At 63.9% G+C, this 15,053-nt stretch carries 12 protein-coding genes; 4 read left to right on the top strand and 8 right to left on the bottom strand.

Going from position 1 to position 15,053, the window contains the following annotated elements:
• Positions 1 to 60: 60 nt before the first annotated feature.
• Positions 61 to 999, bottom strand: coding sequence for a glycosyltransferase family 2 protein (locus tag GSQ75_RS00585; RefSeq protein WP_158752612.1), 939 nt, complete (start codon positions 997 to 999; stop codon positions 61 to 63).
• Positions 1,000 to 1,065: 66 nt separating this feature from the next.
• On the bottom strand, positions 1,066 to 1,806 hold the full coding sequence (gene mtgA, locus GSQ75_RS00580; RefSeq protein WP_158752611.1) for a monofunctional biosynthetic peptidoglycan transglycosylase: 741 nt from the start codon (positions 1,804 to 1,806) through the stop codon (positions 1,066 to 1,068).
• Between the two features lie 98 nt (positions 1,807 to 1,904).
• Here mtgA and GSQ75_RS00575 point away from each other — a divergent pair, with 98 nt between their 5' ends.
• Complete coding sequence (locus tag GSQ75_RS00575; protein WP_158752610.1) at positions 1,905 to 2,804, top strand: Hsp33 family molecular chaperone HslO; 900 nt, start codon at positions 1,905 to 1,907, stop codon at positions 2,802 to 2,804.
• Positions 2,805 to 2,839: 35 nt separating this feature from the next.
• On the opposite strand, the gene GSQ75_RS00570 is transcribed toward GSQ75_RS00575, so the two are convergent.
• Complete coding sequence (locus GSQ75_RS00570; RefSeq protein WP_158752609.1) at positions 2,840 to 5,743, bottom strand: EAL domain-containing protein; 2,904 nt, start codon at positions 5,741 to 5,743, stop codon at positions 2,840 to 2,842.
• Positions 5,744 to 5,985: 242 nt separating this feature from the next.
• On the opposite strand from GSQ75_RS00570, the gene GSQ75_RS00565 reads away from it, so the two are divergent.
• A complete protein-coding gene (locus GSQ75_RS00565) occupies positions 5,986 to 6,900 on the top strand; it encodes a hypothetical protein (protein WP_158752608.1) in 915 nt (304 codons plus the stop codon).
• A 75-nt stretch (positions 6,901 to 6,975) separates the two neighbouring features.
• Here GSQ75_RS00565 and GSQ75_RS00560 read toward each other — a convergent pair whose 3' ends face one another.
• The 5 genes from GSQ75_RS00560 to GSQ75_RS00540 form a co-directional block, all read right to left on the bottom strand.
• Positions 6,976 to 7,881, bottom strand: a complete 906-nt coding sequence (locus tag GSQ75_RS00560) for a DUF4097 family beta strand repeat-containing protein (protein ID WP_158752607.1) — start codon at positions 7,879 to 7,881, stop codon at positions 6,976 to 6,978.
• 16 nt (positions 7,882 to 7,897) lie between these two features.
• Positions 7,898 to 8,347, bottom strand: a complete 450-nt coding sequence (locus GSQ75_RS00555; RefSeq protein WP_158752606.1) for a hypothetical protein — start codon at positions 8,345 to 8,347, stop codon at positions 7,898 to 7,900.
• On the bottom strand, positions 8,344 to 8,889 hold the full coding sequence (locus GSQ75_RS00550; RefSeq protein WP_158752605.1) for a sigma-70 family RNA polymerase sigma factor: 546 nt from the start codon (positions 8,887 to 8,889) through the stop codon (positions 8,344 to 8,346). The genes GSQ75_RS00555 and GSQ75_RS00550 overlap by 4 nt, the downstream gene beginning before the upstream one ends.
• A 132-nt stretch (positions 8,890 to 9,021) precedes the next feature.
• Entirely contained in the window at positions 9,022 to 10,806 is a 1,785-nt protein-coding gene (locus GSQ75_RS00545; protein ID WP_158752604.1) for a phosphoenolpyruvate carboxykinase (GTP), read from the bottom strand.
• A 131-nt stretch (positions 10,807 to 10,937) separates the two neighbouring features.
• Positions 10,938 to 11,516 (bottom strand): TetR/AcrR family transcriptional regulator, encoded by a 579-nt coding sequence (locus GSQ75_RS00540; protein ID WP_158752603.1) that lies wholly within the window; start codon positions 11,514 to 11,516, stop codon positions 10,938 to 10,940.
• Positions 11,517 to 11,657: 141 nt separating this feature from the next.
• Between GSQ75_RS00540 and GSQ75_RS00535 the strand changes: the two genes are divergently transcribed.
• Positions 11,658 to 12,572, top strand: coding sequence for an alpha/beta hydrolase (locus tag GSQ75_RS00535; protein ID WP_158752602.1), 915 nt, complete (start codon positions 11,658 to 11,660; stop codon positions 12,570 to 12,572).
• Positions 12,573 to 12,584: 12 nt separating this feature from the next.
• A complete protein-coding gene (locus GSQ75_RS00530; RefSeq protein WP_158752601.1) occupies positions 12,585 to 15,053 on the top strand; it encodes an acyl-CoA dehydrogenase in 2,469 nt (822 codons plus the stop codon).

Below are 15,053 nucleotides of genomic sequence, written 5' to 3'. Positions count from 1 at the left end.
AACGCCGGCACCGGCCAGACGTGTAGTGGAGTCGTGAAGCCTGCACAGCGGGCCGGTTGATCAACGCAGGTCGTGCGGCAACCGTAGTTCGTCGATGAAATACAGCGGCCGCTGTTTGCTCTCGGCATAGTTGCGGCCGAGGTATTCGCCGATTACGCCAAGCGCCAGCAGCTGCACGCCGCCGAGAAACAGGATCACCAGCATCAGCGTTGGATAACCGCGCACTGGGTCGCCATAGAACAGCGATTTGACCAGTACCAGCATCCCGTAAACGAAGGCTAGTCCGGCCGAGGCCAGTCCCACCCAGGTGGCCAGTCGCAGTGGTGCGGTGGAGAATGAAGTGATGCCTTCGATCGCCAGTTGCGCTAGACGCCAGTAGTTCCACTTGGTGGTGCCGGCTTGGCGTGGCTCGCGCAGGTAGTGCACGGAAGTCTGCCGGTAGCCGATCCAGCTGAACAGGCCTTTCATGAAGCGCTGGCGTTCACGCAGCTGCCCCAGTGCATCCAGTGCGCGTCGCGAGAGCAATCGGAAATCGCCGGTGTCGCGTGGGATCGCCGTATCGGACAGTCGCTCCATGCTGCGGTAGAACGCCGCTGCGGTGAACCGCTTGAAGCTGCTTTCGCCATCGCGTGCGCTGCGCGTGGCGTACACCACGTCGTAGCCAGCCTGCCATTGCTCGACCAGGGCGGGAATCAGTTCGGGCGGATCCTGCAGGTCGGCATCGATTACCACAGCCGCACCGGTAATGACGGCATCCAGGCCGGCTGTCAGCGCCGCTTCCTTGCCAAAGTTGCGCGAGAGTTTGAGTGCTCCGGTGCGTGAGTCGCTGGCGATCAGCGATTCGATGATCGACCAGGTGTCATCGCGGCTACCGTCGTCGACGTAGAGCACACTGGATTCCAGCGGCAAACCGTCCAGCATTTTGCTCAGTCGCTGATGGAACAGGACCAGCACGGCTGATTCGTTGTAAGCAGGAACGACGATGGTGAGTTGCGGCATGGGCGGGGCCAGCGGAAGAGAGGTTCATGCTAACCAACTGGTGGCGCTCGGGCGAGCGAGTTTCGCTCAATGTGCGGGGTGTGCTGGCGCGTGGCCTTCGATATAGGCTGGGCCGCCGAGTTGATCCATCTGCTGCCGGATCCAGCCGGCGCGACGCAGCACATAAGCACTCGGTCGATCCACATGCAGGCGGCGCGGGCTGGGCAGTACCGCGGCGAGTTGTGCGGCTTGCGCTGCGCTGAGTCGTGCCGGCGCCATGTGGAAGTACGTGTCGCTGGCGGCTCCCACGCCATAGATGCCATTGCCCAGCTCGGCGATGTTCATGTACACCTCGAGGATGCGCTGTTTCGGCCAAGTGAGCTCGATCAGTACGGTGAAATACGCCTCCAGTCCCTTGCGCACGAAGCTGCGCCCGTTCCACAGGAACAGATTCTTGGCTGTCTGCTGGCTGATGGTGCTGGCACCGCGCAGGCGCCTGCCATCGTCGGCCGCGTCGATCGCGTTGTGGATGGAATCGAGGTCGAAGCCGTGATGGTACGGAAATTTCTGATCCTCGCCGGCCACCATCGCCAGTGGCACCCAGGGCGAGACCTGATTCCACGGTACCCAGTGCCGGCGCAGCTGGAAATCCTGTTCGCCATGTACCCACGCACCAAGCTGACGTTCCAGCATCACTGCCGAAGTCCATGGTGGTACGAAGCGCAGCACCAGCACCAGCAACCAGCTCAGCGCCAGCCATGCCAGCACGAGCAGCGCCAGTGAGCGCAGCAGGCGGATCAGCAGGGGGCGGCGGAACACAGGAGGCATGGCGGCGCGAGCAGGAAGATGGGGCAGTATAAGGGGCGTTGTCCCGACGCTGCGCCGCCCCCATCTGTGGCGCTTGACCTACGAAGAGAGCACGAGTTGTGGAAAACCTGCCTGTCGACGATGTGCTGCATCGATTTCTGCTGGAACATGCTGGTGTGCGCGGGGTGCTGGTGCGGCTGGGGCCGGCCTGGCGTGAGGTTGCCGGTCGTGCTGACTATCCGCCGGCGCTGCATGCGATGCTGGGCGAGGCACTGGCAGCCAGTGCGCTGCTGACCGGCAACATCAAGCTGGATGGAGCGCTGTCGGTCGAGCTGAAGAGCAGCGGTGCGCTACGCATGCTGTTTGCCGAATGCACTGACCATGGCCGCTTGCGTGGTCTGGCGCGCTGGAATGAGCCGTTGCCCGAGCCGCTGGCGCTGAATGCGTTGCCCGACGCGAGCATGGCAATCACCATCGGCAACGTGGAACGCGGCCAGCGTTACCAGGGGCTGGTCGAACTGCAGCATGCGAGTGTGGCCGAGTCGCTGGAGAACTACTTCATCCAGTCCGAACAGCTGCCGGCGCGCATCCTGCTGGCGGCCAACGACCAGCACGCGGTCGGGCTGATGTTGCAGAAGATGCCGGACGAGGGCGGTCACCATGCCGCGCAGGATGATGATGCGTGGAGCCGCATCGTGCACATTACAGCCACCCTGGGAGCGGCGGAGTTGCTGGATACCGCACCGGAGCAACTGCTGTACCGGCTTTACCACGAGGAGTCGGTGCGTCTGTTCGAGCCGCGCTCGCTGGCCTTCGGCTGCAGCTGCAGCCGTGAACGGGTGACCGGGATGCTGCGCTCGCTCGGGCGCGATGAAGTCGAGGCGGCACTCACCGCACGGGGTGACGAGATCGAGGTGATCTGCGAATTCTGCGCGCAGCGTTATCACTTCGATCGCATCGACGCGGAAGTTCTGCTCAACAGCAGCGTGGCGCCTGCTGCGCCGGATACCCCGCAATGAATCCGGGCGGCTCCGGGTGACGGGATTCGCCGCCCTCAGGCCGTTATTGACGGTTTGTTCGCACTCAGCCAGGTTTTGGCCGGCTGTGGCATGGCGAACAGGAAGCCCTGGCCATAGCGGCAGCCGACCCTGATCAGGGCCTGCCGCTGCGACTCTTCCTCGATGCCTTCGGCAATCACTTTCATCTGCAGCGAATCGGCCAGCACCTGGATAGCGCGTACCAGCGCCAGACCCTGGCTCTCTTCGTCGCCGCGCGGCAGCTCGGTGATGAAGGAGCGATCAATCTTCAACGTCTCGAACGGATATTGGTGCAGGTAGCTGAGCGAGGAGTAGCCGGTGCCGAAATCGTCAAGCGCGATGCCGACGCCACGGCTGCGCAGGTTCTTCAGCATCTGCTTGACCTGGGTCGGATTCTCCAGCAGCGCGTGCTCGGTGACCTCGATCCGGATGCAGCGGGTCGGCACGGCATACTGCTCGAACAGCGCAAGCAGCCGCTGGTCGAGGTCGGCGGAGCGGAAATGCCGACCGGAAACGTTGATGCTGATGAAGCCTTCGGTGCCGATCAGGCGTACGGCCTGGGTGCAGACCTGTTCGAAGATCTGCCAGTCGATCGCCTCCGCACAGCCGCACTCCTCGGCGATCAACAGAAAATCATGCGGTGCCAGCAGGCCACGCTCGGGATGATGCCAGCGCAGCAGTGCCTCGTAACCGATAACGCGACCATCGGCGAGCTCTACGATCGGCTGGTAGAACGGCTCGAATTCGTTGCGGCTGAGCGCATGGCGCAGGTCGCTCTCCATGTCCAGCAGTGACAGTGCTTCGCGGCGCAGGCGGTCGTCGAACAGCGCAGCGCGATGGCGCCCGCCATCCTTCGCGTTGTACATCGCCGCGTCGGCGTCGCGTAACAGTTCCTCCGGCTGCCGGTAGTGCGGGCTGGACAGCGCAATGCCGATCGAGGCGGAAGTGAAGATCTCCTTGGTGCCGAGTCGGAAGGGCGTATGCAGCTCGCTGATGATGCGTTCGGCAATCAGCGAAGCCTTGCCGGTGTCGCTGATGCCCTCCAACAGTACCGCAAACTCGTCGCCACCCAGGCGCGCGACGACGTCGCGGGTTTTCAGGCAGGCGCGGATACGGCCGCCGACCTGGAACAGCAGGTCGTCACCGACCAGGTGGCCGACCGAATCGTTGATCACCTTGAAGCGATCCAAGTCGATGAAGAGTACGGCGAACTGCTCGTTCGGATTTGCGGCGCAGCGCTGCATCGATTGTTCCAGCCGCTGCAACAGCAAGGTACGGTTGGGCAGCCCGGTCAGTGAATCGTGCAGCGTTTCGTATTTGAGGCGGCGCTCGACCCGTTCGCGCTCGGCAATCTGTTCGCGCAGGTCGCGGTTGGCCAGCGCCAGTGCGCGGGTACGCTCGGTGACGCGGCGTTCCAGCCCGGCATAGGCCTGCTTCAGCGATGCCGCCGCCTGCTTGCGTTGCAGCGCGTTCGCAATGTGGTAGCTGACGAAGGTCAGCAACTCCTGGTCGCGTTCGTTGTAAGTGTGTTCGGACGAGTAGCTTTGCAGTGCAAGCACGCCCATCGCCTTGCCGCCCCATACCAGTGGAACGCCGAGCCAGCATATCGAGCGCGAACCGAAGTGGCTGATTTCGCCAATCGAAACGAGGCGTTCGATTTCCCGCATGTCGGCCAGCAGTGGCTTGGCATGGCGCAGCACATATTCGGTGACGCCGCGACCATGCGCGCGCGGTGGCCGCACATTGTCGACCTCGTCTACCGAGTAGGGAAAGGTCAGGTGCCCGTTCTCCTCATCGATCAGTGCGATGTAGAAGTTGCGCGCATACAGCAGGCCGCTGATCACCTGGTGCATGGCCGCGTAGAATTTTTCCAGGCTCTCCGAAGTGTTGGCCAGTTCGGCGATGCGGAACAGTGCAGCCTGCAGGCGTTCGCCGCGCTGACGTTGCAGCACCTGCTGGCGCAGCACACGGTTGGCCTCGCGCAACGCGGCGGTGCGATCGGTCACCCGGCGGCCCAGCTCGATATGCGCTTCGCGCCGTTCCAGCGCCGTCTGCACATGCTGGGCCACATAGCTCAGCAGCTCCAGATCATTTTGCGAATAATGGGTGTCGGCGCGATAGCTCTGCATCACGATGCCGCCCACCACATGACCGCCGCGCAGCAACGGGACGCCCAGCAAGTGTTCGCAACTTGGGCCGACCACGACAAAGCGGTCGCCCAGCTGTTGCCTCAGCTCATCGACCGAACCCATCAACGGGCGCCCTTCCTGCAGCAGGTTCCAGGTCAGGCTGTGCAGCATGTCATGCAGTGGCAGGTCCTGATCGGGCGGGGGCGGGTCGGTGTCGGCAATGTCGACGTAATAAGGAAAACGGACGGTATCGCTGGCGACGTCATACAGCACGATGTAGAAATTTTCCGCGTACATCAGGCTGCTGACGATGGAGTGCAGCGAGCGCATCATCTCGGGCATCTCCTGCCCGGCGCCGGCCTGTTCGGCGATCGCGTAGAGTGCGCGCTGCAGCCGCTCGGCCAGCGCCAAGCGCGAAATGGCCTCATACAGACGACTGGTTTCGGCCAGCTGGTGCAGCCGGGTATCCGCCAGCCGCCCCAGCCAGGACAGTGAGTCACGCACATCCTCGGGTAACGGCAGATCGCTCGCTTCGAGCGTGAGTATTCGCGAACCCTGCGGGTCCTCTGCCAAGTCGAGTTGACCCGTCGGCAGCTGATGCGGCTGCTCGTCCATGCGGCGCCAGCGAAGCCGCCCATCGATGCCGAAATTGCCCAGTATGAGCTCGCAGATTTCCATCACGCTGGCAGCGTCGGCTGCCTCGAACAAGCGTTCGACTGCCTCGTGCAAAGCCGCAAGATCCTGCGCCACGGAGAGCGGTCGGGATGAACGGATCGTGGGCGTGGCACTCATTAGATGTGTTCGGTTCCGGGACGATCCGGTGGGATCTACGTCGAACGCCTTTATATCGTGTAACTTGGCCTTGTCGCCAGCATTCCTGCGCCGGGAACCTGCGTACGGCCTAGCTAGTCGAAGAATGGCACAGGCTACGCCGTTTTTTGTGCGCAGGGGCCGGTTTAGGGGTGTTAGTAAAATGTAAAACAAGATATGCTTTGCCGCGTATTCCGTATACTTACGAGTGCTTTGCTCAAGCCATGCGTCGCCTGTCTGCCCTGTTGTTGGTCTTCCTGCTGCCGCTCACCGCGGCCGGGCAGTCTGTGAGTGGCGATAGCACCCAGGCCGAGCATTTGCTGGCGCAGCCGCCCGCCCAGATGACGGAAGTCCAGCCCGGTGTAATGGTGCCCTTGTGGCGCGGCACCGATGGTCGTCTGCTGGCACTCAAGGCGGATAGCAGCAACGGCATTGATGCGTTGCGCCAGAATGCACTGCCGGCGCTACATGTGGTTGATGCGACCAACCTGATGACGACTGGCCTGCAATATGGAATGGGGCCCAACCTGCAGGCGCATGCAGACGTAAGTCAGCAGTCGTGGGTCAACCAGCCGTTGCGGGTCATCGGCAGCGAAGTGGGGGCTACCTACGCGAGCGGGCGCTACAGTCTCGGTTTGAGCGTCGGCGCCAACAGCGTGCCCGATAACAGCAACACGTTATTGCCACGAGTGCTGCCGGGCACTGCTCCGGGCATCGACGGTCTGTCCAGTTTTGACAGCAGTGCGCAGTTCAATGCGCGCGGCCGACTTGCACTGGGTAGCCAGAGCGGTATCGATCTGGGTGCCAGCGTAGGACGTATCTACCTGTTGCCGGGCAATCTGCTCGGGGTCAACACATTGCAGCAGAAGGCGCTGAGCTTTGGCATCGATCACGGTTCGTTGAGCGGCGTCCTGATTGGTCGCAGCATGGAGCCAGATGCGGGCATTCCGGGTGGAATGAGTCCGGATCGGCGCTGGAACAGCATTGACCTGGGTGTGACCTGGCGCCTGCCGTGGCGCGGCTCGCTGAGTGTCGGCGCACAGAACCTGTGGTCTTCCGGTACCCCTGCGAATACGCCGGCAGGCCCGGAGCCGGATCAGTCGCGTACGCCGTACGTGCAGTATCACCAAGATCTCTGAGTCGTACGTTATCTATTGCGAAAACGCCGTCGCTCATGCGCCGGCGTTTTTGTTTGCAATGGCGGAGACCTGCGCCTAATTCTGCTTGCGGACGCGCAGATCGCCACTGAAGGTTTCGACGTTGATCGTGCCCTGGCCATCGCCGAGCTTGGCATCCAGGCTGCTGCCGGGGCCGTGTTCGGGTTTTTGCGGCGTGCCGAAATCGCTGCGCAGATCGCCGCTGAAGCTGCTGGCGTGCAATGTGCCGGACGTGTTCGCGGGCAGTTGCAGCTGTACATTGCCGCTCATGCTGTCGATGCCGAGCTTGCCGCCGGAAGCCAGCGCCCCGCCCAGCTGCACGTCGCCGGATACCGTGCTGAGTGTCAGCTTCTTCCATGGGCCGCCATCGGCCTGGATGCGGCCGGAGATGGTCTGCAGCTTCACGTCGCTGCCGAGCGCGGGGGCAAGGATGTCGCCACTCACGGTTTGCAGGTCGGCCTGTTCGGCATGCCCGGCCAGCTCGATGCCACCGCTTACGCTTTCCACTTTCAGCATCGGCGTGCGCGCATTGATGCGCGCCCTGCCGCTGACCGTGTTGACCGCGATGTTGCCGCCGTCGATGCCGTCGATCACCAGCGGCGCGCTGACCACGCCGATGTCTAGCGAGGCAGCCTTGGGCACGTGCAGTTCCAGCGTGGTGGACGACATCCTGTTGGCGCTGTTCCAGTTGAACCAACCGCCAGAGCCACCTTGCGGCTCCACCTTGATTACCAGGTCGCTGCTGTTGCCGGTGATGGCCAGTGGCTTGGCGCCTTCGCCAAGCTGCCCGCTGACCTGCACCTCGTTGCGATCCCACGCGGTCACAGTCACCGTGCCTGAAATGTTGCTGATGCTGATATGGGTCGTTGGCGTGGCGTCGTGGCTCAGCTGGATCGGTGTGCTGGCCAAGGCGTGGCCAACGCACAGACAGAGCAGCAGGGGAACGTAGCGGGTGGTTCTCATGATCATTCCTGGGTTCTCAACCGGCCTGGCCGGCCAGCTGGTGCAATTGGGTTTGCTGATGTTCGGTACGATTGAGCAGGCGCTGCAGTACAGGCGAATCGGGTGATTGCTGGAGCGCCATCTGCAACTCCATGCGTGCGGCATCCAGTTCGATCGCGGCGCCGGCCAGACGCGGGTCGGCCGGTTTCCAAGGTGGCGTTGCGGTGCTGGCCAGTGTTGTCGTGGCCGGCGCATGTTGCAGGTTCCAGCCGATGCCACAGGCCAGCAGCACCGATGCGGCAAGGGCGGCGGCGACCAGCCAGCGTCGCCGGTGCGCTGGCGGTTGGGCGAGCGCTGCCTGGGCCGTGGGCGCGCGAGTGAGCTCGACGTCGTCCAGCGCAGCGTCGATCGAGGCCCACAGATCACGTGGCGGTGTGCGTGGCTGACGCAGGTCGCGCATTTGCCGACGCCATTCGAATTCGTTCATGATCTTTCTCCCAATACCTTGCGCAGCAGACCGCGCGCGCGATGCAGTTGCGCTTTCGACGTGCCGACTGCCATGCCCAGCTCGTTGCCAATCTCCTCGTGCCGCCAGCCTTCGATGTCGTGCAGGACCAGCACTGCACGGGCGCGTGGCGGCAACCGGCTGATCGCGTGCTCCAGCTCCTTGCGTTCGGCGGCACAGAACGGCGTTTCGCCGGTGTCCGGCAAATGGTCGTCGTCCAGCATGCTGACCGGGTCGGCGCCGCGGGCGCGAATATCCATCAGTGCCACGTTCACGGCGAGGCGGTACAGCCAGGTACCAAACGCGCTCTCATGCCGGAACCCGGGCAGCTTCTGCCAGGCGCGGATGAAGGCGTCCTGGGTCAGATCCTCGGCGCGGGCGTGGTCGTAACCGGCGAGCCGGTAGACCGCACCGTGCACGCGGCCTACGTGTAGCTGGTACAGCCGCTGGAACGCATGACGGTCGCCGGCAGCCGCGGCGCGCACGTCATCGGTGTCGTTGGCTCCCGCGGGGGCAGTCGACATGGAACTTCCAATGGCAGGGCAGGCGGCGATCATCTTGCCAGCTTGGATGCGTCGTCGCGCGAAAGGGTTTGTACCGCTGCTGCTGCAAAGTCGAGTCATGCCCGGGCGGCCGCCGCCCGGGCATGACTTCGATCAGGATGCAGCGGCTTCGCGATGCGGCTGGCCCATGGCTTCGTCGAGTGCCTTGGCCACACGCTGTTGCTCGTTGTGCAGGGTTTTCGGCAGACGTGGTACGAAGGTCTGCAGGTACTCGCCAATGGCGGCGAGTTCGCGTTGCCAGCCGGCGTTGTCCACATCGAGCAGTTCATCGAGCTGGGCGCGGTCGAGCTTGAGTCCGTCCAGCTTGAGCTCACCCTCACCCGGCAGGATGCCGATTGGGGTTTCGACACCGTCGACGCGATCCTCGACGCGGTTGATCATCCACTCCAGCACGCGCAGGTTGTCGCCAAAGCCGGGCCACAGGAACTTGCCATCGTCGCCCTTGCGGAACCAGTTGACGTGGAAGATTTTCGGCAGCTTCGCGCCGGGCTGGTCGAACGACAGCCAGTGCGCGAAGTAGTCGCCGGAGTGATAGCCGCAGAACGGCTTCATCGCCATCGAATCCCGGCGTAGCACGCCGACCGCGCCAGTGGCGGCAGCGGTGGTTTCAGAACCCATCGCTGCACCCATCAGCACGCCATGCTTCCAGTCGCGTGCTTCCATCACCAGGGGCAGCAGCGACGGGCGACGGCCGCCGAACACGATCGCGCTGATCGGTACGCCCTGCGGCGCCTCGGCCTGTTCCGACCAGGTCGGGCATTGCCTGGCACTTACCGTGAAGCGTGAGTTCGGGTGTGCAGCTGGCCCGTTGGCGGGGTCGTACGGGCGTCCTTGCCAGTCAGTGACCGGTGTGCCCGGCAAGCCGTCCCACCATGGCTGGTTGTCGGCGGTAACGGCGACGTTGGTGAAGATGGTGTCGCGCGCGATGCTCTTGAGGGCGTTGGGATTGGTCGCATCGCTGGTGCCGGGTGCGACGCCGAAGAAACCCGCCTCTGGATTGATCGCATACAGACGTCCATCCGCGCCCGGGCGCATCCAGCAGATGTCGTCGCCCACCGTCCACACCTTCCAGCCATCCTGGCGATAGCCTTCCGGCGGGATCAGCATGGCGAGGTTGGTCTTGCCGCAGGCCGACGGGAACGCAGCGGCGACGTAGTGAGTTTCGCCCTGCGGGTTCTCGATGCCCACGATCAGCATGTGTTCGGCCAGCCAGCCTTCGCTGCGGGCCTGTTGGCTGGCGATGCGCAGCGCGTGGCACTTCTTGCCGAGCAGCGCGTTGCCGCCGTAACCGGAGCCGTAGGATTTGATCGAGAGCTCGGCCGGGAAATGCATGATGAAACGGCGCTCCGGATCGAGTTCGCCGGTGCAATGCAGGCCCTTGACGAAATGTCCCTCGCGCTCGATGCGCACCTGCGCCGCAGTGCCCATGCGGGTCATGATCTTCATGTTGGCGACCACGTACGGACTGTCGGTGATCTCCACGCCGCAGCGGGCCAGCGGCGAGTCGATCGGCCCCATGCAGTACGGGATCACATACATGGTGCGGCCTTGCATGCTGCCTTCGAACAGCGCATCGATCTTCGCGTGCGCCTCGGCCGGGTCCATCCAGTGGTTGTTCGGGCCGGCGTCTTCCTCGTGCGGATGGCAGACCAGGGTGAGGTGCTCGACGCGTGCCACATCGGTGGGGTGGGATCGGTGCAAATAGCAGCCCGGGTGGGTCTGCTGGTTGAGTTCGATCAGGGTGCCGTCGGCCAGCATGTGCCGCACGAGCGACTGGTATTCGGCCTCGGAGCCATCGCACCAATGGATCTTGGCCGGGCGCGTCAGCGCGGCCACCTCGTTCACCCACTGCTCGAGTGCTTCCAGCTTGCTCGCCATCGTGTCTCTCTTCTCTAAGGTCTTGGGGAAAAATGGAACTGGAACGGTAGTTTGCAGCAACTGGTATTGCAAGGATACATGCAGCAAAAACGGCGCCAGATGGCGCCGAGCGGGCGAGCGGGCGGGTGTTCTCAGGCCGGAATCAGGGTCGCGATCATGTGTTCGACGTAGGCGTCGAATTCCTCATGATTGATTCGCGGCAAGCCCAGAGTGAAGTTCAGTTGCAGGAAGCCGACATAGGCGGCGTAGGTCAGCCGCGCGCGATTCAGCGCCTGCGGCGCCGGCAGGCCGGCCTCGCGGTAGGCGGTGGTCAGGAACTCCATCCGTCGCTGCGATACCCGTGCCATCACCGGCACCACCTGCGGATGATCCAGCGCCTTCAGCAGTGCGGCGTAGACGCGGTGCGGCTGCAGCTCGTGTGCGACCCGGCGGAACAATTCGGGCAGGCGTTTGCGCGGATCGGCGATCTGTTCGATCTGGCCGAGTACTTCGCGCTCGCCGTATTGCTCCCAGCGTTCCAGCGCGGCATTCAGCAACGCTTCGCGGGTACGGAAATGCCAGTAGAAACTGCCCTTGGTCACGCCCAGTTGGCGTGCCAAGGCCTCCACGGCCAGGGCGCCGACGCCTTGTTCGGCGATCAGGTGCAGGGCGGCGAGTTCCCAATCTTCGGCAGACAGGCGGGTGCGTTCTGGCTTGCTACTGACATTCATGTGCGTATGGTAGCGATACCCCGCAGCTTTGTAATCTGCGGGGTGCAAGGTCGTTGAAATACTTGGCTATCTGCCGCTGCCGCGGTGATGACGGTGGCCATGTATTGACGGCGCTTGCCGAGGCGATCCATACTCATCCGTATGGTATCCGAGATTGACACTCAGGCTGAACCCAGCCGATTCCCCGTCGCCGACCTGGCGCTGGTGGTGGAGACGCGTCATCCGGCCGGCAGTCCGACGCTGTTGTTCGCGCACGGCTTTGGCCAGACCCGTGGCGCCTGGAACGGTGCGGCGGCGGCGCTGGCCGAAGCGGGTTGTCGTTGCGTGACGTTTGACAGTCGCGGCCACGGCGAGAGTGATCGCGTGGCCGGTGGTGCGGATTCTGGTGGTGGTTACCACATGGATCAATTCGCCGACGATCTGCTGCGGCTTGCTGCGGCCCAGCCGCAGCCGCCGATCCTGGTAGGTGCCTCGATGGGTGGTCTGCTCGGGATCGTGATTGCCGGTGAGATGCATCCGTCGCCGTTCCGCGCGCTGGTGCTGGTCGATATCACGCCGCGCTGGGAAACCGCCGGGGTCGAGCGCATCCTCGCCTTCATGCAGGCACACCCGGACGGCTTTGCCGATTACGCCGAGGCATCCGAGCAGATCGCCGGCTATCTGCCGCAGCGACGCGAGCGCAAGAGCGAGGAACAACTGCGCCCGCTGCTGCGCGAAGGCGCCGACGGCCGGCTGCGCTGGCACTGGGATCCGGCCTTGCTGGCCGGCAGCCTGGTGCAGGAAAGCGAGCGTTACCAGCCCCGCCTGCAGGCTGCCGCGGCGAAGATCGATATACCCGTGTTGCTACTGTCGGGTGCACGCAGCGATGTGGTGTCGCGCACCACCGTCGATGAATTCCTGCAACTGGTACCGCATGCGCAGCATGTGGAACTGTCGCATGCCACGCATATGGTGGCGGGTGACGCGAACGATGCGTTCACGCGCGAAGTGGTGCGCTTCGTGCAGAGTCTTGATCCATCAGCTGACCGGCGGCGCGCCGGCACTGTTCAACCGTGATGAGGTGCTGAGATGTCTGTGATACTGACCCTGCTGGCGGCGTTGATTGCCTCCGGCGCCTGTGCCTACCACCGCAGCAGCCTGCGCACCTGGGCGATCGCCACGCTGGCCACCACGCTGGTGGTCGGCCTTATCGTGCATGCGCCGTGGACGATGGTGATCCTGTTGATCATCGAGGCGGCGATCGCCGTGCCGCTGCTGCTGGTGGATTTCCGTCGTCTCCAGATCAGCGCGCCACTGCTGAAGCTGTTCGCGAAAGTCACGCCGAAACTGTCCGAGACCGAGCAGACAGCGCTGGAAGCGGGCACGGTCGGTTTCGAAGGCGAGCTGTTCTCCGGCAAGCCGGACTGGCACGAACTGCTGAAGCAGCCCAAGCCCGAACTGAGCGTGGAGGAGCAAGCTTTCCTCGATGGCCCGGTGGAAGAACTGTGCGGGATGATCGACGACTGGCAGATCACCCACGAGCTGGCCGACCTGCCGCCGAACGTGTGGGAGTTCATCAAGAAGAACCGCTTCTTCGGCATGATCATCCCGAAGCAGTACGGCGGGCTGCAGTTCTCCGCGTTGGCGCACTCGGCGGTGTTGCAGAAGCTGGCGACGATGTCGGCCACCGTGGCCTCGACCGTCGCGGTGCCGAACTCGCTCGGGCCGGCCGAGCTGCTGCTGCATTACGGCAGCGACGAACAGAAGAATCATTACCTGCCGCGCCTGGCTGTGGGTGACGAGATCCCGTGCTTCGCGCTGACCGGCCCGTATGCCGGCTCCGATGCCACCTCGATTCCCGACTTCGGCATTGTCTGCAAGCAGACCGTCGACGGCGTCGAGACGATCGGCATCAAGCTCACCTTCGACAAGCGCTATATCACGCTGGCGCCGGTCGCCACCGTGGTGGGTCTGGCGTTCCGCATGTATGACCCCGAGCATCTGCTCGGCGAGAAGGAAGATCTCGGCATCACGCTGGCATTGCTGCCGCGTGCCACCCCGGGCCTGCAGATTGGTCGCCGGCACCTCCCGTTGAACGTGCCGTTCCAGAACGGCCCGATCCACGGCAAGGACATGTTCGTGCCGCTGTCCACCCTGATCGGTGGCCCGCACATGGCCGGCCACGGCTGGCGCATGCTGGTCGAGTGCCTGTCGGTCGGCCGCGCGATTTCGCTGCCGTCCAACGCCACCGGTGCGCTGCGCGGTGCCGTGGCATCGGTCGGCGCCTATGCGCGCATGCGCAAGCAGTTCGGCTTGGCCATCGCCCGCTTCGAAGGTGTCGAGGAGGCCTTGGCACGCATCGGTGGCCTGACTTACGCCACCGCCGCTCTGTCGCGTGCCACTGCCGCTGCAGTCGATCGTGGCGAGAAACCCGCGGTGCCGTCGGCTATCGCGAAATACCATGCCACCGAATGGGGTCGGCAGTGCGCCGGTGACGCGATGGATGTGCTGGGCGGCAAAGGCGTACAGCTCGGCCCGAACAACTATGCCGGTCGTGCGTGGCAGGGCGTGCCGATCGCGATCACGGTGGAAGGCGCCAACATCATGACGCGCAGCCTGATGATCTTCGGTCAGGGCGCGATCCGTTGCCATCCGTATGTGCTGAAGGAAATGCAGACGCTGTCGATCACCGATCGCGGCGAGCAGCTGAAGACCTTCGACCGGCTGCTGTTCGGCCACATCGGTTTTGGCATATCCAACGCGGTGCGCAGCTTCGCGATGGGCCTCACCGGCTCGCGTTTGGGCGAAACGGCGGGTGATGCGTATACGCGTCGCTACTACCGCAAGCTCGATCGCTACTCTGCGGCACTGGCGCTGTGCGCCGATGTGTTCATGGGCGTGCTCGGCGGCAAGCTGAAGTTCAAGGAAAAGCTGTCGGCACGCCTCGGCGATGTGCTGAGCTATCTGTACATCGCCAGCAGCATGCTCAAGCGCTACGAGGACACCGGTCGGCCGGAAGCGGATCGTCCGTTGCTCGCATGGGCGTTCCATCAGTGCGTGTGGAACATGCAGATGGCGCTGGATGGCGCGATCCGCAATTTCCCGGTGCGCCCGGTGTCGTGGCTGCTGCGCGTGCTGGTGTTCCCGTTTGGTCGCCGTGAAGTGCCGCCGTCCGATCGTCTGGGTCGTCGCGTCGCCGCCTTGATCACCGCACCCAGCGAGGCGCGCGATCGCCTGATGGAATGGGTGTACCTGACGCCGACGGCGAACAACACGGTGGGCCGCATGAATGCGCTGCTGCCGGACGTGATCGCCGCCGAGCCGGTCGATCGCAAATTTGGCAAGGCGCTGAAAACCGGCCAGTTCAAGGCGCACGATTACCTCGGCCAGCTGGCTGAGGCCGAGCTGGCCGGTGTGATCAATGCCAGCGAAGCAGCGCTGCTCAAGCGCGTGCGCGAGGGCGTGTTCGAGTTCATCTCGGTCGACGATTTCGAGCCGGATGAGCTGCGTGCGTTCAAGACGCGTGCTGGCGAGAAGAAGCTGGCCAACGCCGCGTAG

This window comes from Dyella sp. S184, assembly GCF_009766065.1.
Classification (GTDB): domain Bacteria; phylum Pseudomonadota; class Gammaproteobacteria; order Xanthomonadales; family Rhodanobacteraceae; genus Rhodanobacter.
Note: the sequence above shows the minus strand (reverse complement) of the source record. Positions and strands in the feature narration are given on the sequence as shown.